Origin of the sequence: Devosia sp. Root413D1 (genome assembly GCF_001425235.1) — a bacterium.
In the GTDB taxonomy this organism is placed as follows: domain Bacteria; phylum Pseudomonadota; class Alphaproteobacteria; order Rhizobiales; family Devosiaceae; genus Devosia_A.
In genome coordinates, this window is the sequence record NZ_LMEA01000001.1 from 603,129 (window position 1) to 624,859 (window position 21,731).

Genomic DNA, 21,731 nt, shown 5'->3' on the forward strand with positions numbered 1-21,731 from the left:
CGCGGCAAGTAACTAACTAAGCGGTGAAGGAGAGCCCTCAATGTGCGGTCGTTACGCCACCACCCTGCCGCCAGAGATGCTGGTCGAGCTGTTCAACCTGCTCAACCAGATCGATTTTCCGCCGCGCTACAACATCACCCCGACCCAGCCGATCGCCGTAGTCTGGGAGCAGTCGGGGCGCCGTACCATCCAGCTGGTGCGCTGGGGGTTCGTGCCGAACTGGGTGAAGGATCCGCGCGAGTTCTCGCTGTTGATCAACGCCCGGGCCGAAACCATGGCGGAAAAGCCGTCCTTCCGCGACGCGGTGCGCCACTCGCGCTGCATCGTGCCGGCCTCGGGCTACTATGAATGGATGAAGGGGCCGGATGGCAAGCGTCAGCCCTACTACATCACCATGGAGGACGATTCCCCCATGATCTTCGCCGGGCTCTATTCGAACTGGGCGGGCCCGAACGGCGAGGAGATCGATACCGCCTGCATCGTCACCGTCGAGCCCAATCTCGAGATCAGCTCGGTCTATGACCGGATGCCGGCGATGCTGACCGGCGACGCCGTCGACATGTGGCTCAATACCCGCGATTTCGATATCGCCGCCGCCCGCCAGCTGGCTTTGCCGTTGCCGCCGGGATCGCTGAAATACCATCCGGTGGGCAAGGCGGTCGGCCGCGCCGACGCCGACGGCCCCGAGCTGATCCGCCCGATCAGCCCCGAAGAGGCGGAGGCCGAAGCGGCAGCGGCAGCAAAGCCCAAGAAGAAAGTCGCCGCCGGCGGCAGCGGGCAGCTCGACCTGTTCTAGAACAGCTCGAAATAGCCCAGTGCGTCGCCGATCGCCTCTTCCTCGTAGCCGAGATGGCTGAGCAGCACCCGCTCGAGGGCCCGGTAGATCTCGAGCGTATCGGCGAAGCGGCCTGGACCGGGGGCGGCAGCGAGTTCGCCAAGCGTATCGATCAGCCGCACCAGCAACTGGTGCACCACCACGTGCTCGGCCCGTAGCCGGTCGGCGATCGCCTTGAAGCCGGCGCCCTGCGCGGCAATGGCCGGGAACACCGCCTCGTCCTCGATCGAGTGGTGAACATTGACGATGTTGCAGTGCTGACCGCAGAGGTTGCCGAAGCGGCGGTAGTTGGCGACCATGGCGAGGTCGGCCGCCTCGTCGGTCGCGGTTTTGGCGCCAACCTCGCCCGCCGCGGCACGCTCGATCAGCACCGCCAGCGTCTTCATGTTGTCGCGCAGGTGATCGTGCACCTCCTTGAGGTGCAGTCCGGGCGCGCGCTGCGCCTCGGTCAGGCCTTTGAGCCTGATGGGCGCGGGCCGGGTGGCGTCGTCGAGAAATCCGATATCGAGCAGCATGGCCGTCAGATGGGACGCCTGGCATGAGCCGTCAACAAGGCACCCAAAAGTGCCTCAGGAAACAGCCCGTCATAAGGTGTCACCCCGGCGCGGGCCCATATCCGCTAAGTTAGAGGATACCTACTGCCCTCATGCAGCGCCTATCGGCGAACTTGCCGCCCGGCAGTGCCCCAAACTCGGTGTCATCCCTGCTTTCGCAGGGATGACAGCCGGTGGGTGGGCACGATCGTAACTTACCGCGTATGAGCGCAGGCCGGGCCCAGCCCGAGTCTCTCTGCCTGTCGAGGCGTTGAAGACGGGGCGGACGGTTACTCGACGATGGCATCGCCGCCGACCGGGGTGGCGCTGTCGAACACAATGAAGACGATCGGGGTGCCTTCTTCCGCCGTCGCGTCGGTGCGGCGTGCTCCGACTTCGCCGCCACGCGGCGTGGTGTACTCGGCAACGACCTCCCCGAAAGTGTTGCGCTGGATCGCGACTTTCTGCCCTTCGACCACCACCTCGTTGAGTTCCACCAGCAGTTCGACAAAGCCGCCATGTGTGGTCAGGATCGGCAGCATGCCGTCGGCGATGAAAACGCCGGAATCCGCCCCGGTCCGCCCCATTGGCCCGGTGATGATGCCGTGGTGCTTGAGCACGTTCAGCGTGCCTTCGACGAACAGCTCGATCATCGCATGGTCGAATATCCTGGGCTTGCCGATCTCCGGGGTGAGGGCCGGAATGCCGGCGTCGATCAGCGCATTGGCGAGCAGGCCGACCTCACCGAAATTGTCGAAGATCTGGTCGATCGGGAACAGTTCCGCCATCGCTCGGACATCGGGCTGATCCATCCGCGCCAGGTGGAAGGCCGTGGCGTCCATCGCGGTCGCGGCAGTGTGGAAATCCAGTCCATAGTCGAGGTTCGGCCGCAACAGCCGGTTGAACACCAGGCCCGCGTGCCGGGTCGAGGCCTCCGGAGCATTCTCGTTGCCCGGAAACGCCCGGTTGATGTCGATAAGGTCCATGCCACGGCCCGAACTGTGCCAGCGCCGCGACATTGCCTCCACCGCCGGACGCGACAGGTCGAACACGGCGATCACCGAGCCGGACATCTGTGCCGGGTCGAGCTGGTTCATCACCGTCTGCAGGGTGTGTATCGGGCTCATTTCATCGCCGTGGACACCACTGATCAAACCAAGCCGCTTCCCTGGTGCCGCACCCTTGGCCACCATCACCGAGACGTACCAGTGCTGCCCCGTGGGCATCTGCGCGCCGCGGAAATAGAAGCTGTGCTTGCCGGGCTCGAGATCGGAAATATCGAGCGCCGTGATCACCTGCTTGCCATCGATGATATCGCCGGTGAACGCGGTGCCAGCTGCGCCGGAGGTCTCCGGCTTGGCGCCTGCGTCCTGCGCCTGGGCCGTTCCCGCGATCAGCGCCGCCGCGCCAAGTGCGCCCACCGATGCGAGCATGAAGTCGCGCCGATCAATCTCGTCATTGCGCCTGTTGGTCATAGTTCCGATCCTTCTCTTACAAAGATCACGCAAAGTCCGACGCATTTAGAGCGAAGCACCGAAGCTCCGAAAGCCCTTCGACCTGCCCGTCTGCATTTGGAGACGGACGGACAACTTCTTGGACTCTCGGCACATCCGCCGGCACCCGGCAGCGACTATGCGGGCTGGCTTGGCACCGCTCGTGAGTCTCGGCCTCATCCGACCTCAGGCTTGCCCTGGACAACTAGTAGTTGCTGAATAGAAGCTCGCGCAGGGTCGACGCGTCAGTCGGTCGCGCCGACACGACACCGCGCAAGCCACCAGCACGCGCCTCGCTGGGCGAAACGCCGAACTCTTTCTTGAACATGCGGCTGTACGCGGAAGCGTCCCAAAAGCCCCACTGCTCGGCAATGATGGAGATCGGTCGTCGATCGGAACTATTCTCCAACGCATCGCGCGTCTTTCGCAGACGCTCGCGCCGGATATGCGTCGAAACGCCCCCGATTGGTTCGAAAATCCGGTACAACCTGGAGCGGGAAACACCGATCTCGCGGCAGATCAAGCTTGGCGTCAACGCCGGATTTGCCAGGTGCTCCTTGATGATCCGACAAGCTCGACTCATTATTGCGGCCTCGATCGGGCGCTGCGCCTCGGCGGCATGATCCCGTGTAGGCGCCAGGCATGCGGCGAGCAGGCTGGTGCTCGCTTCGCCGATATGCGCCACGTCGGGACTCCTCAGACCGGGAAGCGAACGAAACAGCAGAGTCAAATATTCCATCAGAAAACGTTTGGCCTGATCTCGAAGCACGACGCGAGAGGATTGGATGGTTTGCAGGTTGCGCGGCACGAACAGGGCAAGGTGGTCGCTCGTTTCTGATCGTCCCGCGAACGGGTCTGCGAGCGAGTGCAAGCTCAAAGCATCAATGCTCGAGCCGCTCCGGTGCCGGGTGCGTGGCAGCGTCAGGTGCAGGCACCAACTGTCTATCGTTGGGCGCCGCAAGTTCTGCCAGGCAAACGAGACCTCGGGCGTGCTTAGGTAAATCAAGGTCGATCGCCCAAAGCTCCACGCCCTTTGGCGCGCCAGAAATGGCCGGGGAGCGAGTTGGGCTGGCTTGACCTCGGCTAAGCCGGCGTACCAGCTGCGGAAGAGCTCGAACTGCTCGGCGGGGGGCGCGGCAGCTGTGTCCATCTCGATGGAGCACGGTAGCCGATCGCTCTCGAGCGGTCTGTTGGTTGAAGGCAGCGCAGCAACTGGAGCGAGATCGAACAACAAGGCCGTCCTCTGTTGGCAGGCCGAGCGATAGTTCACCACCGCCTGGTCGCCTGCCGCTTGCTTACAGATCTCATGGACGCCTGGGGGCTGGGTTGCCTCGCAACGAGCGGCGTCAATGAGGTCGCGTCGCCAGAGTCCTCCACGCGCCGACCAATCTCTATCCGCTTTCCGACACGTGGAATGACCACCATCCGCGCCATCGAGGCGCAGGACGAGTTTGGGTTGGCAGTCCCGAAGGAGCCGACGCGCGGCACGTTGTTGCTGATCAGGGCGCGCACCGCCGCGTCGTGCCTGAGCCGCTCATGGGTCGGGGTCGATCAATCAGGCATTCTCGCCCAGAAGCGTCGCCGTGTTTCACTGGGCGAGCATCCGAACAGTGCGGCGTAAGCTCCGGCAAAACGGCCAAGGTGCCAGAAACCGAAACTCATGGCGATTTCGGTGATCGAGAGGCGATCGCCGTCGGTCAGGATGAGGCCGTGCGCGGCCCGCAACCGCCTCTGCCGCTCGTAGGCGCGAGGGCTGAGCCCCAGGTGATCCTGAAATGCGCGCTCGAGCATTCGTTCGCCAACGCCCAGCACTGTGCACACCGTACTGATCGAAACCGGAAGGTGCGGCCTGGCCTCCAGGATGGCGAGGGTTGCGTCAACGACAGCGCGCCGTTCGTTTGAGTTGAGCGGGCGCGTGAGCGGGTGCTCCGCGTGGGAGAGCATGAGCGCGAGCGCGGCACCTGCCTCGCTGGCCGCGACCGCCAAGCCGGCGCTGAGGTCATAGCCGCGCTGCGCGGCAACTTCCGCGTATCCTGCCGTTCGCAGCAACTTGTGCTGAAGCTCAAGTTCGGCGGCCGGAGCGAAAGGTTGCTCACGCACCCCGGGCATCAACCAGCCTGGACGATGCCGTTCGGGCGACCCGGCGCACAGCGCATCGAGCGTCGCGCCGCGCAGACCGATCCGCATGAGGCGATAGCTGCCGGGCATCTCGAGCTTGAATTCTGTGCCCGGACCCAGGATCCGCAGTTGGGGGATTTGGCTTGGCTGCCCGTTGAAGGTCGTGCCTTCCCCCCAGATGAACACCGCCGTCAGCGCGTCGTCACCGATCGCTCCTGACATTGCAATGCCGCCCTTGTCTCGCAGGTCGAGTACGAAGGCATCGGCATAGTCGATTGTCGCCATGCGCGATGCATGCGTTCGCGCTCCGATCTGCTGAATATGGAACTCGGCATCGGGGTCGGTTTCGCGGGAGCGCGCCACGACGGAGTTGTACTTGCGCGCGTACCAGTTCGGCGCCTCCAACATTCGTGGCCCCACAAGTGTCACCCCGCGTGGGAGAAACCCGACAGGACAGGCTGCTCAGCGCAAGCTGCCTTTTCGGCATCCCAACTCGCCCAGCATATCGCCACCCGCAACCGGGGAGAAGCGCCTCAGTCCTGGCGATTCGGGTGGCCTTGGCACGTCCGCTGTGCTGCGGCCAGGCTCGACGCGACGAGGGATCGCTTGGTCAACCGGCCGGATCAAGGTCTCCGAGCGGCGCCGGGCTGCTGCTCGGCAGCCTTCAGGACCGTCAGGACCGACGCCATCAGCGCGGCGAACAGGCCCGAGAAGAACCCGAGCACGGGGCCATTCAGCACGTTCCAGATCAGCCCCAGGTCGTGCGTCGCCAGCCCACCGGCGAGGGCGATCACCACCGATATGAAGATCAGTGAGGGCGAACCGGCGGGCACCGCCACCTGCGGGAACACCTTGGCAACGTAGCGGCGCGCCCACAGTTCGACCGCGATGGCAGCCAGTGCCGCGAGCACGGCGAGGCTGCGCCGCTCGGCAATAACCGTGTCGAACAGCGCACCGAAGAGCAGGCCGACCAGTACCCCGATCACGACTGCACAGATAATGTAGATCGAGGCGTAACCGCCTTGTCGTGCTGCCATTTGTTCACCCGATAGCTAGAGATGGTTGTGGTCGATCCTGACGGTGTCACGCCGTCGGCGAGCAACGCGCGGCGCGATAGGACGCTGGGCGTTGGTGCGATGCTCAGCCACCCGTGCACGCCGACGGCGCGGCCCTGCCGACGCCCCACATCAGCCGCCCCTGGATGATGGTCAGCGTCAGCCTGCCGTTCGAATAGGTCGTGCCGTCCAGCCCCATGGCGGGCAGTTCCACCTCGGCCGCATCGTCTACCGATACCGAGGCGCGATCACCCAGGAGGCGGACCGCCAGGCGCGTCCCGTCCTCGCAGGTGTAGGTGCTGACAGGGTAAGGGTTGCCCACGCCGATCGACGCGCCCGACGCCGACTGCTCGAGACTTGCAATCATCAGGATACTGATCGCCGCGATGGCTGGATTTCTCAACATGATGGCCTCCGAACAGGGCGATCGCAGGGATGGCGCGACTAGCCTGCTCCAGCGTCGGGGTTCCAAAATCGACAGCAGAACATCCCTAGCGCCAACGGTGTCGCCGAGTAATTGGGGTGGCGTCCCATTCCTTGCGATGGCGTCTCGAACTTCGCTCGGCTTGCACCGCTCGATGTGAACTCGAGGAGACCCCGGGCCGGGCGGTCAGCTGGCGCGACGCGAACCGACGATCTTGGGACGAAACGATCAGCGTTGGGACGCGGGCCCATTCTCGCGCTGCTGCGCGGCGGTATTGTCCAAGCCTCGATAGGTCGAGCGCAACTCCGTTTGCGCCGCACCGCGGCTCCAGGGGGTACCATTGGCCGACGTCAACAAGGGCAAGCTGTCGCTCGCGGCACTCACGGCGATGGTCGTCGGGTCGATGGTGGGGGCGGGGATATTCAACCTGCCTGGACGATTTGCCACCGCCACGGGGCCCTTCGGCGCCATCATCGCCTGGCTTATCGCCGGCACCGGCATGTACATGCTCGCCCGGGTTTTCCAGGCGCTTGCCGAGAAGCGCCCCGACATCGATTCCGGCGTATTCGCCTACGCCAAGGCCGGCTTCGGCGACTATATGGGGTTCCTCTCGGCCTTCGGTTACTGGCTCGGCAGCTGCCTCGGCAACGTCTTCTACTGGGTGCTGATGCTTGGCCGCTTCTTTCCCGAGATCTTTGGTGACGGCAGCAGCGTCATTGCGATCGTCGTCTCGTTGATCGGCATCTGGTCGTTCCACTTCATGATCCTGCGCGGTGTCGAGCAGGCGACCTTCATCAACACCATCGTCACCATCGCCAAGATCGTGCCGATCATCGTGGCGATCCTGCTGTTCATCGTCTTCTTCAACTTCGACCAGTTCGCCGAGAATTTCTTCGGCGGTGTCGGTATGCCTGAAAAGAGCCTTGTCGCGCAGGTGCGTGACACCATGCTCATCACCATCTTCGTGTTTCTCGGAATCGAAGGCGCAAGCGTCTACTCGCGCTTCGCCAAAAAGCGCGCCGACGTCGGAACGGCAACCATCCTGGGCTTTGTGGCGGTGACCGGGCTGATGGTCGCCGTGACGTTGTTTCCCTACGCCACGGCTCCCCGGGCCGCCATCGCCGGCGTCGCCAATCCATCGTTGGCCGGTGCGCTCGAGCTCGTCGTCGGACAGTGGGGGGCGGTGTTCATTTCCATCGGCGTGCTGATCTCGGTGCTTGGCGCCTACCTCGCCTGGTCGCTGATTTGCGCCGAGGTGATGTTCGCCGCTGCCAAGTCGAAGGACATGCCCAAACTGTTTGCGGCGCAGAACGCCAACGGCGTTCCTGCCAATGCCTTGTGGCTGACCAACATCGTCGTCTCGCTGTTCGTCGTCTCGACCTACTTCTCGCGCGATGCATTCAACTTCATGCTCGACATGACGAGCGTTACCGCGCTGCTGCCCTACCTGCTCGTCGCCGGCTACGGCGTACTGATCGCCCGGCGTGGCGAGGGCTACGAGGCCGGGTCGCGCGAGCGGCTGCGGGATCAGGTCATTGCCTGGCTGGCCGTGCTCTACACGCTGTTCATGTTCGTGGCCGCGGGGCTCAAGTACGTCCTGCTGGTGGCCGTGCTGTTCGTTCCCGGCACCATCATTCTCTACATCTGGGCCCGCCGCGAACAGCAGGCCCGGCTGTTCACGCCGGTTGAACTGGGTGTGTTCGGGGTCACCGTTGTGGCTGCTGCCATCGGGATCTACGGCCTGGTCACCGGCATCATCACCCCCTGAGATCGAGGAACTTCAATCATGCAAACCTCCTTCGGCGTGCATTCCGAAGTCGGCCAGTTGCGCAAAGTCATGGTTTGCGCACCCGGCAAGGCGCACCAGAGATTGACGCCCTCCAACTGCGATGACCTGCTGTTCGACGACGTGCTCTGGGTCGATGTCGCCAAGCGCGACCACTTCGATTTCATCAACAAGCTGCGCGATCGTGGTGTCGATGTGGTCGAGATGCACAATCTGCTCGAAGAGACAGTGGCGCTTCCAGACGCGAGGAAATGGATTCTCGACAACCAGGTCACGGCCAATCAGGTTGGCCCCGACCTTGTCGACGAGGTCCGTTCCTATCTCGAGGGCCTCTCGAGCCGGCAGTTGGCCGAGACGTTGATCGGCGGCCTCTCCACTTATGAGTTCCCCGACACCCATGGCGGCGGCATGATGGAGCTGGTCCGCGATGCCGCTGGCGTCAACGAATACCTGCTGCCGCCGCTCCCCAACACGCTCTACACGCGCGACACCACCTGCTGGATCTATGGCGGGGTGACGCTGAACCCGCTCTACTGGCCGGCCCGCAAGGAAGAGACGATCCTCACCTCGTCGATTTATCGTTTCCATCCCGATTTCGCCGGCCAGGTCAATGTGTGGTGGGGCGATCCGACCAAGGATTGGGGCCTGTCGACGCTCGAAGGCGGCGACGTCATGCCCATCGGCAAGGGCAACGTGCTGATCGGCATGAGCGAGCGCACTTCGCGGCAAGCCATCGCCCAGTTGGCTCAGGCGCTGTTCGATCAGGGTGCTGTCGAGCGCGTGATCATCGCCGCCATGCCCAAGCTCCGCGCCGCCATGCACCTCGACACGGTCTTCACCTTCGCCGACCGCGACTGCGTGCTGATTTACCCCGATATCGTCGACAAGATCGAATGCTTCTCCTACCGACCGGACGGCAAGGGCGGTATCGAGCTCAGCAAGGACAAGGGGCTCGTCGAGACGGTGCGCGAGTCCCTCGGCCTCAGGGAGCTTCGCGTCGTGGAGACCGGCGGCAATGACTACACCCGCGAGCGCACGCAGTGGGACTCAGGGGCCAACCTCGTCTGCGTCTCGCCGGGCGTCGTTTTCGCCTACGACCGCAACACCTATGCCAACACGCTGCTGCGCAAGGCCGGCATCGAGGTGATCACCATCGCCGGCGCCGAACTGGGCCGCGGGCGTGGCGGCGGCCACTGCATGACCTGTCCGATCATCCGCGATGCAGTCGACTACTGACGCGAGTTGCTTGCCGGCTGCCGTGCGAACCGTCGGCGCGAGCGGCGCCCAGACGCTTGCGAACGTTTGGTGGCGACCAAACTGGGGCTATCGGCGTGAGGCCCGCTCTGAACACCAGGCAGCAACCTCCGGCCCCAAGCAACGGGACCGACCCGCTCAACTAGTCCGGTAACAGCCACCGCGGCTCCGGGAAACGAACGAAGAATGGGATCCACCGTCAACAGGCGGGATTCCATGCACATCCGGGCGCTCGCGGTTCTCGATAATGCTAGATCGTTCCGTTGCACGGCGAACGAACCACAACAGTTAAATAAATCAAATGCGATTGTGCGAAAGTGTACATTCGAAAATGTAGATAAAGCCGGCGAACACGCGCTCACTTGCCGCCGGCTCGCCGCTCGTGCATTCTGCAATCGCTGAATACTACTTGTGCGGCAAGAGTGCAGCAATGAACCAGGCGATCACGAATCTCACGGCGCATGTTCCGCGGCACGCCTTTACGACGGCGGATATTGCGTCGAACCTGCAGGCGGAAGCGTGGCAATCGATTGTGCCATTTCTGTCGATTGAGCCTCGACGCCCGCGAGAACTGGGTTTTCTGGGTCGGATCACCGCCTGGAACCTGGGCTCCCTGGTGCTGGCCCGCGCGACGACGCAGGCGAGTATTTTCGCGCGCGATGATCGTTTGCTTCGGGCCGATGGGTTCGATCATTGGACCTTATGCGCGCCCTCGAGCGGCACCATCGTTGCTGATGGAGGGGCCGCCGTGGCGGGAGCCGGTGGTTGTCAGGTTCGGGCGCTGCACCGGGATGACCGCGGCTCCAATAGCGATATCGATGTCTTGTTTCTCGTCGTTCCGCGCGACCTCTGCCATCCCCACGCATCAGAACTCGATCGGTTGCATGGAACCAACCTTCCGGCTGGTCCTGGCAGGTTGCTGGTAGATTATCTGCGATCGCTGTACCGGCAGTTGCCACTGCTGGATGTGGACCAACTGCCCATGTTGGTCGACGCCACTCGCAATATGATCGTCGCCTGTGCGGCTCCCAGCCGAAGTGCGATGGAGCAGGCCATGCCCGCCATCCAGGCGACGCAAATAGAGCGGGCAAAGCAGTTCATCCGTGACAACCTGCTTCAGCCGCGCCTCGATACGAGGGAACTCTGCCGCTATCTGGGGATGTCGCGAAGCTCGCTGTACCGCCTGTTTGAACCTCTGGGTGGGGTGGCGCGATATATTCGATCGGCGCGGCTGCTGGATGCGCACCGCGCGCTGTCAACGGCGAGCGATACCCGGCCGGTCTACGCGATCGCGCGCGAGCGGGGCTTCGATGACCCTTCCGAGTTCAGCCGGGCCTTCAAGCACCAGTTCGGGTACAGCCCCTCCGAAGCGCGCTCCGAGTGGGTTCCGGCGCCGCACCCGCACAAGGCGCAGGCCGGTGCGGCATCCAATCTGGCCGAAGTCATCAGAGCCGTTTCCTAGGGCCGTCGGCAACCCGATCGGGATGCGCCAGGGATCTGCCCGAGCCACGGAGTGGCGCGATACATCCGCTCGGCCCGGCTGCTCGATGCGCACCGGGCATTGTCGACGCCAGGCGATACCCGGCCAGTCTACGCCATTGCACGCGAGCTGGGCTTCGACGACCCTTCCGAGTTCAGCCGGGCGTTCAAACATCAGTTTGGCTACAGCCCCACCGAGGCCCGCTCCGAGCGGGTTCCCGCGCTCAGCCCGCACAAGGCATCGGCGGGCGCTATCTCCAGCCTGGCCGAAATCTTGGCCGCGCTAGCCTGACACGCGACGATCTCACGGCCCTGACGTCGCAGCATTGGGCCGCTCTCGGCCGCGTGTGCGCTTTGTCTCATGGGTGCGGATCTGGCCGAACTACGCCTGCGGCAGGGGGAGCTTGCCGATGCTGACTCACGCCTTGGACCGACAGCACAGGATTGGGACGGAGGGCTATTCTCTTCCGCTCGCAACGGACAGTAGCGTTCGACGAAGGATGCGGCGCTGCTTCCACCTTTCCCAGGCCAAGGTCGCGGTGGCGCCTGTCGTGTGGCTAGCGTTGGGCGGGTGGGCAGTTGTCGGTGTGCATTTCGATAGGCCGTCGCCCCCGAAGCGGGGCCGCCATGAGCAACGCGGACCAACCGCACCGGTGCCTGCGATCATCGGTCGGAGGGCGCATGGGCGCTCTTGTGCTGATGGCGCTCATCACCTGCTCGACCGGGGTGGCTGCCGCCCAGGAGATCGTGGTCGGCATCACCGCCTGGCCCTCCGCCAAGGTCAGCGCCTATGTCATCGGTCAAGTACTGGCCGAGCGGACCGGGGTCACGCCTGTCTATGTCGAACGGGGCTCCGTCGGCCTGCTGACCTCGATCGCCCGGGGCGACATAGACGTCTACCCCGAATTATGGTCGCCAAACCTCGATGCCGCTGTCAGTCGGGCTGGGGCTGCCGTGACCGTCAGCACACGCTCAGTCACCGGCAAGCAAGGCATTTGCGCCACGCGGGCGGCCATAGATCAAACCGGCATCAAGGCCGTCTCGGACCTCACCAACCCCGATATCGCCGCCGCCTTCGATAGCGACGACGACGGCAGGGGCGAACTCTGGATCGGCGATGCCTCCTGGTTCTCGACCCAGGTGGAGCGGGTCAGGGCCAGAAGTGCCGGCTATGACCAGACCATGCAACTGCTGCAAGCGCCGGAAGACATGGCAATGGCGGCGGTCGACGCAAGCGTCGCCCTGGCGCAACCGCTGGTGTTCTACTGCTATTCGCCGCACCACGTGTTCGTCCTGCACGATGTGGTCATGCTGGCGGAACCGGCGTTCGACGCTGCGGCATGGCAGCTTGTCGCGCCGGCCGGCGACCCCGACTGGCTGGAACACTCGCGGGCCGAGACGGCTTGGGATGTGTCCTCGTTGTCGATCGCCTTCGCGACCAGACTTAAAACCGAGCTCCCGGCAGTGGCCGACATCCTCGGCAGGATCCAGTTCGAAGCCGAGGACATAGCCGGGATGAGCTACGTCTTGCAGGTCGAACGCAAGTCGCCGGAGGCTGCCGCGCATGAGTGGCTCGCCGAGCACCGCGCCCGAATAGACGGGTGGTTCGAATGAGTGTTGGCCCGTCACGGCGCCGGTTGCTCGAACTCGGCCTGGCAGGTCTGGCGGCGGGCTTGATTGGTGCGCCGGCGCAGGCACAGGCCATCTACTCGCAAATCTACGATGCGAAGCGGAAGAAGTGGATCGATTATGATCCGCGCCGGGCCCAGCAATACTATGCGGCTTATGGCTCAGTGCCGGAGGAATTCAAGCGACAGCTGGTTCCGTTCAGGACCGCCGAGAAACCTGGCACCGTCATCATCGATGGGGACCGGCACTTCCTCTACCTGGTGCAGCCGGAGTTTCAGGCGATCCGCTACGGCATCGGGGTGGGACGCGACGGTTTCGGCTGGGCCGGCATCGTCGCCATAGGCCGGATGGTCGAGTGGCCGACCTGGACGCCGCCCCCTGAGATGATTGCGCGTGATCCGAAGTCTGCACAGTGGGCCAATGGCATGCCGGGCGGCCCTGACAACCCGCTGGGTGCCCGCGCCATGTACCTCTACGAGGGCGGCAAGGACACCATTTACCGCATCCACGGGACAGCCGAACCCTGGTCTATCGGGCTCAACATCTCGTCCGGCTGCATCCGGCTCAACAACGACGACGTGACCGATCTCTACTCCCGGGTCGCCGTGGGGGCGAAGGTTGTCGTTCTCATGTCCGGCGCGGCCCTCTATCGCGGCGTCTAGGAGGTCACATGGCAGCATTTGCATTCCTGTTCAGGGGTATCGGCATTCCGGCGCTGCTGCTTGCCGCCGCGGCCTGCGCCTCGACCACGCCGCCGGCCGCCACCATCCGCTCCAGCGCGCTGACGGCGCCGGCTGATCTGCAACTGCTGTGCGCCAGCGAGGCAGCCAGCCGTTTCGGCGTTCCGGCCGATGGCGTCCTGCCGACCGCGTCGCGGCCGAGCGCCACCGGAACGGCGTTTGAAGTGGAGGTCAAGCTGCCAACCGGGCAGGCACTTTGCGTCATCGACCAGAATGGCAGCATCCAGTCACTCGCTCGCACCTGAGCGCGCCGTCAGACGACCGTGAAGGTGCTCAACAAGGAGGAACAAGACAATGTATCGCTTCATGAAATTGCTGCTCAGCGCCGTCCTGGTGCTTGCAGCGTTGCAGTCGCCGGCCGTGCTCGCCCAGGACGTTGCACCGCTGGTGATGGTCCCCGATCATCCGGTGGGTGTTCCCGTAAGCGGCTGCTTCCGTGCCAACCAGAACCTCTATGGCCCGTACCGGCTGACGTTCTGCCTGGAACGGCGCGGAACCTATCAAGTCCGCGGCGGCGGCGTGAGCTGCGACGGCCGCCTGACCTGGCGTACCTCTGGGCGTGACATCATCGTCGACCTGCAGCGCGCCTCCTGCAATCGCGGGCGCGCCTGGGAACGGGCTTCGATGGATTGCCGGAACTATGGCGGCCTGCTGGGGACCATCGGACGCGTCATCGTCGGCCAGTCGCCGCGCATCCGTACCCTGCGTTGCACCTATCACCCGACGGTGCGCGGCGAGAGACCTCGCACCTTCACCGCCACTCGCAACTGACCATCGGCGGGCACGGAGCCTACGGGCTCCATGCCCGCCTGAAGTGCCGGAACCAACACGACGGAGAGATGCAAGTGTCCAGAGCGTCAAATACCCCCCCAAGCCTCACGGCTCGGAAGCCGTTCCAGCCCCGGACGAGCGCGAAACTGCGAGCGCCGCTGGCAGGAGCTGGTCTGTTTGTCACCCTCGTTCTTGGCTTGGGCACCGCCTTCGCGCAGGACGCGGCGAGCAGCAGCGTGCTGTTCGAGAATGTAAGGGTTTTCGACGGCAAGGCTGATGCACTGACGGAGCCGACCAACGTGCTGGTCGAGGAAGGCAAGATCGCTGCCATCTCCGCCGCTCCGATCGACGCGAATGGCGCCAGTGTGATCGAGGGTGCTGGTCGCACGCTGATGCCCGGGCTGATCGATGCGCATTGGCACGCCATGCTCATCCGCTCGACCCCCGAGGAGGGCCTCAACAACGATGCAGGCTACACCACGCTGCTGGCGGCGGACGAGGCCAAGGCCACCCTGATGCGTGGCTTCACTACCGTACGCGACGTGGGCGGTCCGGTCTTCTCCCTGAAGCGGGCGATCGACGAGGGGCTCATCGATGGCCCCCGGATCTATCCATCGGGCGCTATCATCAGCGTTACCAGCGGCCATGGCGATTTCCGTCACCAGTGGGAGCTGCCGCGCCGGCCGGGTGAGCTGACCCGCATGGAAGAACTGGGCGTGGCGATGATCGCCGACAGTCCGGACGAGGTGCGCATGCGGGCGCGCGAGCAGTTGATGCTGGGCGCTTCGCAGGTCAAGCTGACGGCAGGCGGCGGTGTCGCGTCGCCGTTCAGCCCGCTCGATGCATCGACCTTCACGGCCGACGAACTGACGGCCGCGGTTGAGGCGGCGAGCAACTGGGGCACCTACGTCACCGTGCACGCCTATACCCCCGAAGCGATCGAGCGAGCGCTGTCGGTGGGGGTGAAGGTGATTGAGCACGGCCATCTGATGAACGAGGCGGACGCCAAGGCGATGGCCGAGAAGGGCATTTGGCTTTCGACCCAGCCGTTCGACGAGAGCTTCGAGGAGGGCGTCACGCTTCCTGAGGACAGCCGCGCGCGGCTGCGGCAGGTGATCACCGGCACCGACCGCATCTATGGCTGGGCCAAGCAGTACGGTATCAAGACCGCCTTCGGCACGGACATCCTGTTCTCTCCGGCGATGGCGCAATTGCAGGGACATATGCTCACGCTGCTGACGCGCTGGTATACGCCGGCCGAGGCCCTGGCCATGGCGACCGGCACCAACGGCGAATTGCTGCAGCTGACCGGGTTACGCAACCCCTATCCGGGCAAACTCGGCGTTGTCGAGGAAGGGGCACTCGCTGACCTGCTGCTGGTCGAGGGCGATCCGATCGCCAACATCAACCTCGTGGCCAACCCGGCGAACTTCGTGGTGATCATGAAGGACGGCAAGATCTACAAGAATACACTCCCCACCAACTAGCCGCTACTCGGTGCCCTCGCCCGACGTGGGGGGCAGGGCACCTCTTTTGCATCGCTGGCCTTGAGGCGTGCCAGCTCGACCTTGCTGGCAGTCGTCGCTTCCCTCCGCCGCAGCGCTACCGCGTCTGCCAGGAGGGGGGATTGAGGGAGGGGAGCTCGCCGTCGATGGCTTCGCTCCGTCGCTCCAGCTAGCTAAAGCACCTTGCCCGGGTTGAGGATTCCGTTGGGGTCGAGCGCCGCCTTGATCGCCTGCATCATCTCGAGCGCCACCGGGTCCTTCACCTGCCGCAGCAGGGCGGATTTCAGCTGCCCGATGCCGTGCTCGGCCGACACCGAACCGCCGAGCTTGCGCACCACTTCATAGACGGCCGCGTTGGCGTCGGCCTCGCGCGCCATGAAAGCCTTGGAGTCGGCGCCGGCGGGCTGGCTGAAGTTGAAATGGATATTGCCGTCGCCCATGTGGCCGAACGGGCAGGGCCGCACGCCGGGGATAGCGCGCTCCACTGCGGCGCTGCCCTCGGCGATCAGCTGCGGCACGGCGCCGATCGGCACCGAGACATCGTGTTTGATCGAGGCGCCTTCCTTCGATTGCACCTCGCTCATCTGCTCGCGTGCCGCCCACATCAAGGTGCGATCGGCCTCCGACTCGGCGACCACCGCATCGGCGACGAGGCCGCTGCCGAGCGCTTGTTCGAGCGCCGCCTGCAATGCGCCGGGCGCACCGCCTTTCATCCGGTTCACTTCGGCCAGCACATACCAGGGCGACAGGCTGGCGGTCGGGTCGCGCGGCAACAGGCCATATTTCAGCTGCAGGTCGATGCCGAACCGGTTCATCAGCTCGAACGCGGTGAGGCGCGAGCCGGCCCGCTCGCGCAACAGGTAGAACAACTGCAGCGCCACGCCGGGATCGGCCACGTTGATCAGCGCCGTTTCCTGTGCCTCGGGGATCGGGAACAGCTTTACTGTCGCCGCGGTAATGAAGCCGAGCGTGCCTTCGGCCCCTACCAGCAGGTCCTTGAGGTCGTAGCCGGTATTGTCCTTCTTCAGCGCGTTGAGCCCGTTGTAGAGCCGCCCGTCGGCCAGCACCGCCTCGACCCCCAGCGTCAGCTCGCGCGCATTGCCATAGGCCAGCACCTGCACGCCGCCGGCATTGGAGCTGAGCACGCCACCGATACGGGCCGAGCCCTGCGACGCCAGCCACAGCGGGAAAATCGCCCCCGCGGCCTCCGCCACCTTATGCGCCTCTTCGAGGATCAGCCCGGCTTCCACCGTCATGTGCCCGGCTGCGGCATTGACTTCGCGCACCCGGTTGATGCGGGAGAGGTTGACGATCACCTCATTGCCGCTGAGCGGCACCTGGCCGCCGACCAGACCGGTATTGCCGCTCTGTGGCACCAGCGGCACCCGATGCTGGTTGGCCCAGCGGCAGATCGCCTGTAGCGCCGCGACGCTCCCCGGCAGCGCTACCGCCACTGCCGGCACGTGGAAGCGCTTGCGCGGCTCAGTCAGGTAACTCGTCATCTCCGCGGGATCGGCGAGCAGCGCGCCGCCATCGCCGACCAGCGGCTTCAGGGCGCGGACGATATCTTTGGCAGTGAGCGTGGTCATGGCGGGGGAAGATAGACCTGAGCGGGGTTGGCGCAAGGGCGAACTTGCCCGCTACCGGTCGCTATGCGACAAGCGGCGCCAACGAGACAATGAAGACGGAGCACGACGATGGCGCAGGGGCTGATGGCCGGCAAAAAGGGCCTGATCATGGGCGTGGCGAACAACCGCTCGATCGCCTGGGGCATCGCCAAGGCCCTCGCCGACCAGGGCGCCGAGATCGCCTTCTCCTACCAGGGCGAGGCGCTGAAGAAGCGCGTCGAGCCGCTCGCCGCCGAGATCGGCGTCACCACGCTGGTCGAGTGCGACGTGTCGAACGACGCGGCGATGGACGAGACCTTCCGGGTGCTCAAGGACAAGTGGGGGACGATGGATTTCCTCGTCCACGCCATCGGCTTTTCCAACAAGGATGAGCTCGAGGGCCGCTACATCAACACCAGCGCCGAGAACTTCGCGCTCACCATGAACATCTCGGTCTATTCGTTCACCGCCGTCGCCAAGCGCGCCGAGGCGATGCTGAACCCCGGTAGCTCGCTGCTGACGCTGACCTATTACGGCGCCGAAAAATACGTGCCGAACTACAATGTCATGGGCGTCGCCAAGGCCGCACTCGAGGCCTCGGTGCGCTACCTAGCGCATGACCTCGGCCCGCAGAACATCCGCGTCAACGCCATCTCGGCCGGCGCCATCAAAACCCTGGCGGCCTCCGGCATCTCGGGGCTCCGCACCATGCTGCACTTCCAGGAGAAGGCGGCGCCGCTGAAGCGCAACGTCACCCAGGAAGAAGTCGGCTCGGCCGCGCTCTACCTGCTCAGCGATCTCGCCTCCGGCGTCACCGGCCAGGTGCAGTATGTCGATTGCGGCTTCAACATCATCGGCATGCATGTCGACGATGAAGCCGACGCCGCTGCGCCCACCGCCTGATTTATCCTGGGGCTGCCGCAAGGCGGCCCCTTTCGTTTCCGAGCGTCGATATGTCCATCACCTGGCCTGAACTCTATTTCATCCGTCACGGCGAAACCGACTGGAACGCCGAGGGGCGCTACCAGGGGTCCAAGGACATCCCGCTCAACGATATCGGCCGCGGCCAGGCCGATCTCAACGGTAAGCTCTTGGTGCAGATCCTCGAGCGGGCCGGTCGCAGCCCGGCCGATTTCACCTGGCACGCTTCGCCGCTCGGCCGCACTCGCGAGACCATGGCCCGCGTCCGTTCGGCCTTCTCTGTGCCGCTGCCCGAGGTGGTCTTCGACCAGCGGCTGGTCGAGGTATCGTTCGGCATTTACGAAGGCCGGCTCCACACCGAGCTCAGTTCCGGCGAGATGGCGATCGCCGGCGAGCGCGACGCCAGCTTCTGGAATTTCCGCCCGCCCTCGGGCGAGAGCTATGAGGATGTGGCGCAGCGCATCTTGAGCTTTGCCACCGACACGCTCAAAGCGCCGGCGATCATCGTGGCGCATGGCGGGATCCTCAGGATTTTGCGCCGCCTGATCGAGGATTTTCCGGCCGAGCGCGCAGTGAACTGGTTCCCGCCGCAAGATTCGGTGGTGCATTTCATCGACGGCAAGAGCGTCGTCTATCCGGCTGGTCACAGCTGGGACGACTGAGCGGACGAGCTTGGGAGGCCACGTTGAAGAGCACCGGGAACGATCCGCCACCCCTGGCCGCCATCGCGATCCGGCCCTGGCTCGACACCGACTCGGCGGCTGAGCTGACCGAGCTGCTGCACCGCGCCTATGCGCGCCTCGCCGCGATGGGGCTGCGCTTCTGGGCGACGCATCAGAGTGCCGAGGTCACCGAGAAGCGTATCGCATCGGGCGAGTGCTTCGTCGCCGTCGCCGATGGGGTGATCTGCGGCACCATCCTCTTCCGCGATGCTTCCCGCACCAATGGCAGCCCCTGGTACGATCGATCCGACGTCGCCTCGTTCGGCCAGTTCGCGGTCGAGCCCGAGCTCCAGAGCCAAGGCCTCGGACGCCGGCTCATTGCCGATGTCGAAGACCGCGCCGCTGCTTCCGGCGCCCGGGAACTGGCGCTCGATACAGCGGAACCGGCAGTGCACCTCGTCGAGTGGTACACGCGCTTCGGCTACCGCTTCATCGAGCGCACCCAGTGGCAACACACCAACTATCGCAGTGTTGTGCTGAGCAAGACGCTTGTCGGCAGGCAGGGCGACTGAAGGGAGTCTCGGTTCCGGTTGAAGTCCTGAGCGGATGTCTTGGCATATGCCAAAGGGGTGGCCGTGACACAGCAGCAGCTTCGTACCGCCAGCATTTTCCGCAACTGTCGCAATCAGGTCGTGCGCATCCCTGTCGAGTTCGCCCGGTAACGGCGCCACCCAGGACGTTGGCCGAGCTGTTCAGCGAGTGGGAAGCCTTTCGCGAGTTCCCGGATGTCGATGACAGTTCGCTGCCGCCAGACCCCCGCACCCCGCTCGAATGACCCGGTCGAGAACTGGCTCGATTGACCGTCTCGCCGCGTGCCCCTAGAACCGCGGCAGTCTTCGGGGCATTCTCATGAGCTTCAATACCTTCGGCCACCTGTTCCGTTTCACCACCTGGGGCGAAAGCCATGGGCCGGCGCTGGGCGTGGTGGTCGATGGCTGCCCGCCGGGGCTGCCGATCTCGGCCGAGGTGATTCAGCGCGATCTCGATCGGCGCAAGCCCGGCCAGTCGCGCTTCACCACGCAGCGGCGCGAGGACGATCAGGTGCGGATCCTCTCCGGCGCCTTCGAGGACGAGCGCGACGGCCAGCTGAAAACCACCGGCACGCCGATCTCGCTCATGATCGAGAACACCGACCAGCGCTCCAAGGACTATTCCGAGATCAAGGACAAATACCGTCCCGGCCACGCTGATTTCACCTATCACCAGAAATACGGCATCCGCGACTACAAGGGCTCGGGCCGTGCCTCGGCGCGCGAAACCGCGGCGCGCGTCGCCGCCGGCGCGGTGGCCCGGCTGGTGATCCCCAATGTCACGGTACGCGCCAGCCTCGTGCAGATCGGCCCGCACAAGATCGACTATGCGCGCTTCGACTGGGCCGAGGTGGACAACAACCCGTTCTTCTGCGCCGACCCGGTCGCCGCCAAGGAGTGGGAAGTCTACCTCGATGGCATTCGCAAGGCCGGCAACTCGGTCGGTGCGGTGATCGAAGTGGTGGCCGAAGGCGTGCCGCCCGGCTGGGGCGCCCCGATCTACGGCAAGCTCAGTGCCGACCTCGCCTCGGCGATGATGTCGATCAACGCGGTCAAGGCCGTCGAGATCGGCGCTGGCTTCGAAGCGGCCGAGCTCACCGGCATCGAGAATGCCGACGAGATGCGAGCCGGCAATGCGGGGCCGTACTTCACCTCGAACAAGGCGGGCGGCATTCTGGGCGGCATTTCCAACGGCGATCCGATCGTCTGCCGCTTCGCGGTGAAGCCGACCTCCTCGATCATCACACCGCGCCAGACGGTAACGACGCATAACGAAAACACCGAGGTCATCACCAAGGGCCGGCACGATCCCTGCGTCGGCATCCGCGCTGTGCCGATCGGCGAAGCGATGATGGCGGTGGTGCTGGCCGATCATTTCCTGCGCCATCGGGGCCAGACCGGCCGCGAGGGCGGCATCGGCTACTAGAGCGCTTTCAGGAAAAGTTGCAGACTTTTCCGGTTCGAAAGCGCGACAATTCACACTGAGCTCGTCGGGACTGGCTGGCAGGGTGCCGCGGGCCGACCCTTAGAATCGAGAAAATTGTCGGCCCGGAACACGCGCTAGTGCGCATTGACCGCCTCGGCGGCAAGGCGCTTGCTGTGAGCATAGGCCGTAAGCCATTGCTCTTGCTGGACTATTTCTACGGGTAAGCGCGAGATGACTAAGCGGTCGCACTGACACAGCTGAGGGTTATCAGATGTTCGAGTCCTGCCGCGCTTACGTCATGGCCGCTAATCTGCGTGATAGTCTGGCGCTCGAAACCGTGGCGCATCAGCTCGGCTTCGGCGAGGTGGTCTGCGGCCTCGGCAACCCCGCATATGCCGGCCGCTCGGCAACGTCGATCACCTATTTCTTCCTCGATTACCGCATGCGGGACGAGGAACTGGTCGACTGCATCTCTGCCATCCGTGCGGAGCGGACCTCGCGGCTTTGCTACTCGCCGATCATCCTGTTCACCACCGACCGGGCGGCGGAGACGGTGGTGCGCTACGTCCGCTTCGGTTTCGACGATGTCATCAGCCTGCCGGCGCGGCGCGACGAGCTGGCCGAGCGCCTTGCCGATCAGTTGCACGAGCAGGTCTATATCGAGACCAAGGATTACCTCGGCCCTGACCGGCGCCGGTTCGACCGCGGCGCGGAACTGCGGCTCGGCATCTCGCCGCACACCAGGTTGGTGCTCGAACGCGATCCACGGCGCGGCGTCAGGGTGCTGGATCGCGAGGTCCGCGGCCACCGCTTCAAGGCGCGGGCGGCGCCGCATACGCATTTCATGGCCAAGCTGTTTGGACAGCACGCGTTCTAGACGCGCCAACTCCAGGCCTCCGGAAC

General features: G+C 64.7%; 22 protein-coding genes. 15 read left to right on the forward strand and 7 right to left on the reverse strand.

Going from position 1 to position 21,731, the window contains the following annotated elements; translation table 11 throughout:
* Positions 1 to 40: 40 nt before the first annotated feature.
* Positions 41 to 796: an SOS response-associated peptidase gene (locus ASC89_RS03050; protein WP_055873979.1), complete on the forward strand. Its 756-nt coding sequence runs from the start codon at positions 41 to 43 to the stop codon at positions 794 to 796.
* On the opposite strand, the gene ASC89_RS03055 is transcribed toward ASC89_RS03050, so the two are convergent.
* The 6 genes from ASC89_RS03055 to ASC89_RS03080 form a co-directional block, all read right to left on the reverse strand.
* The gene (locus tag ASC89_RS03055) at positions 793 to 1,350 is read right to left on the reverse strand and encodes a hemerythrin domain-containing protein (protein ID WP_055873976.1); all 558 of its coding nucleotides are present in this window, start codon (positions 1,348 to 1,350) and stop codon (positions 793 to 795) included. The two genes, ASC89_RS03050 and ASC89_RS03055, sit on opposite strands and share 4 nt — an antisense overlap.
* A 308-nt stretch (positions 1,351 to 1,658) precedes the next feature.
* Complete coding sequence (locus tag ASC89_RS03060) at positions 1,659 to 2,843, reverse strand: succinylglutamate desuccinylase/aspartoacylase family protein (protein ID WP_055873974.1); 1,185 nt, start codon at positions 2,841 to 2,843, stop codon at positions 1,659 to 1,661.
* A 223-nt stretch (positions 2,844 to 3,066) separates the two neighbouring features.
* Complete coding sequence (locus ASC89_RS03065) at positions 3,067 to 4,095, reverse strand: helix-turn-helix domain-containing protein (RefSeq protein ID WP_156384477.1); 1,029 nt, start codon at positions 4,093 to 4,095, stop codon at positions 3,067 to 3,069.
* A 317-nt stretch (positions 4,096 to 4,412) separates the two neighbouring features.
* Complete coding sequence (locus ASC89_RS03070; RefSeq protein WP_055873967.1) at positions 4,413 to 5,387, reverse strand: AraC family transcriptional regulator; 975 nt, start codon at positions 5,385 to 5,387, stop codon at positions 4,413 to 4,415.
* 215 nt (positions 5,388 to 5,602) lie between these two features.
* A complete protein-coding gene (locus ASC89_RS03075) occupies positions 5,603 to 6,016 on the reverse strand; it encodes a hypothetical protein (protein WP_055994472.1) in 414 nt (137 codons plus the stop codon).
* Positions 6,017 to 6,119: 103 nt separating this feature from the next.
* Complete coding sequence (locus ASC89_RS03080; protein WP_055873961.1) at positions 6,120 to 6,440, reverse strand: hypothetical protein; 321 nt, start codon at positions 6,438 to 6,440, stop codon at positions 6,120 to 6,122.
* Positions 6,441 to 6,798: 358 nt separating this feature from the next.
* Here ASC89_RS03080 and ASC89_RS03085 point away from each other — a divergent pair, with 358 nt between their 5' ends.
* From ASC89_RS03085 to ASC89_RS03125, 9 genes are all read left to right on the forward strand, one after another.
* Positions 6,799 to 8,226, forward strand: coding sequence for a basic amino acid/polyamine antiporter (locus ASC89_RS03085; RefSeq protein WP_055994475.1), 1,428 nt, complete (start codon positions 6,799 to 6,801; stop codon positions 8,224 to 8,226).
* Positions 8,227 to 8,244: 18 nt separating this feature from the next.
* Positions 8,245 to 9,480, forward strand: coding sequence for an arginine deiminase (gene arcA, locus ASC89_RS03090; RefSeq protein WP_055873957.1), 1,236 nt, complete (start codon positions 8,245 to 8,247; stop codon positions 9,478 to 9,480).
* A 448-nt stretch (positions 9,481 to 9,928) separates the two neighbouring features.
* Positions 9,929 to 10,960 (forward strand): helix-turn-helix domain-containing protein, encoded by a 1,032-nt coding sequence (locus ASC89_RS03095; protein WP_055873954.1) that lies wholly within the window; start codon positions 9,929 to 9,931, stop codon positions 10,958 to 10,960.
* 51 nt (positions 10,961 to 11,011) lie between these two features.
* Entirely contained in the window at positions 11,012 to 11,269 is a 258-nt protein-coding gene (locus tag ASC89_RS03100) for a helix-turn-helix domain-containing protein (RefSeq protein WP_055873951.1), read from the forward strand.
* Between the two features lie 389 nt (positions 11,270 to 11,658).
* A complete protein-coding gene (locus tag ASC89_RS03105) occupies positions 11,659 to 12,591 on the forward strand; it encodes a glycine betaine ABC transporter substrate-binding protein (RefSeq protein ID WP_055873948.1) in 933 nt (310 codons plus the stop codon).
* Positions 12,588 to 13,268, forward strand: a complete 681-nt coding sequence (locus ASC89_RS03110; protein ID WP_055873945.1) for a L,D-transpeptidase — start codon at positions 12,588 to 12,590, stop codon at positions 13,266 to 13,268. Before ASC89_RS03105 ends, ASC89_RS03110 begins: the two co-directional genes overlap by 4 nt.
* Positions 13,269 to 13,276: 8 nt before the next feature.
* Positions 13,277 to 13,591 (forward strand): hypothetical protein, encoded by a 315-nt coding sequence (locus ASC89_RS03115; RefSeq protein WP_055873942.1) that lies wholly within the window; start codon positions 13,277 to 13,279, stop codon positions 13,589 to 13,591.
* A gap of 49 nt (positions 13,592 to 13,640) precedes the next feature.
* The gene (locus ASC89_RS03120) at positions 13,641 to 14,117 is read left to right on the forward strand and encodes a hypothetical protein (RefSeq protein ID WP_055873941.1); all 477 of its coding nucleotides are present in this window, start codon (positions 13,641 to 13,643) and stop codon (positions 14,115 to 14,117) included.
* A gap of 68 nt (positions 14,118 to 14,185) precedes the next feature.
* Positions 14,186 to 15,604, forward strand: a complete 1,419-nt coding sequence (locus ASC89_RS03125; protein WP_082527826.1) for an amidohydrolase family protein — start codon at positions 14,186 to 14,188, stop codon at positions 15,602 to 15,604.
* Between the two features lie 191 nt (positions 15,605 to 15,795).
* Here the strand turns inward: ASC89_RS03125 and ASC89_RS03130 are convergent, their stop codons facing one another.
* Positions 15,796 to 17,211 carry an FAD-binding oxidoreductase gene (locus tag ASC89_RS03130; RefSeq protein ID WP_055873938.1) on the reverse strand — a complete coding sequence of 472 codons (1,416 nt, stop codon included), beginning with the start codon at positions 17,209 to 17,211 and terminating at the stop codon, positions 15,796 to 15,798.
* Positions 17,212 to 17,319: 108 nt separating this feature from the next.
* On the opposite strand from ASC89_RS03130, the gene ASC89_RS03135 reads away from it, so the two are divergent.
* The 5 genes from ASC89_RS03135 to ASC89_RS03155 all read left to right on the forward strand — a co-directional run bounded on the left by ASC89_RS03135 (position 17,320) and on the right by ASC89_RS03155 (position 21,705).
* On the forward strand, positions 17,320 to 18,132 hold the full coding sequence (locus tag ASC89_RS03135) for an enoyl-ACP reductase (RefSeq protein WP_055873935.1): 813 nt from the start codon (positions 17,320 to 17,322) through the stop codon (positions 18,130 to 18,132).
* A 50-nt stretch (positions 18,133 to 18,182) separates the two neighbouring features.
* Complete coding sequence (locus ASC89_RS03140) at positions 18,183 to 18,812, forward strand: histidine phosphatase family protein (protein ID WP_055873932.1); 630 nt, start codon at positions 18,183 to 18,185, stop codon at positions 18,810 to 18,812.
* A gap of 23 nt (positions 18,813 to 18,835) precedes the next feature.
* Positions 18,836 to 19,384 carry a GNAT family N-acetyltransferase gene (locus ASC89_RS03145; protein ID WP_244488386.1) on the forward strand — a complete coding sequence of 183 codons (549 nt, stop codon included), beginning with the start codon at positions 18,836 to 18,838 and terminating at the stop codon, positions 19,382 to 19,384.
* A 337-nt stretch (positions 19,385 to 19,721) separates the two neighbouring features.
* Positions 19,722 to 20,828: a chorismate synthase gene (aroC, locus tag ASC89_RS03150; protein WP_055873928.1), complete on the forward strand. Its 1,107-nt coding sequence runs from the start codon at positions 19,722 to 19,724 to the stop codon at positions 20,826 to 20,828.
* Between the two features lie 271 nt (positions 20,829 to 21,099).
* On the forward strand, positions 21,100 to 21,705 hold the full coding sequence (locus ASC89_RS03155; protein WP_055873925.1) for a hypothetical protein: 606 nt from the start codon (positions 21,100 to 21,102) through the stop codon (positions 21,703 to 21,705).
* The last annotated feature ends 26 nt before the right edge of the window (positions 21,706 to 21,731 follow it).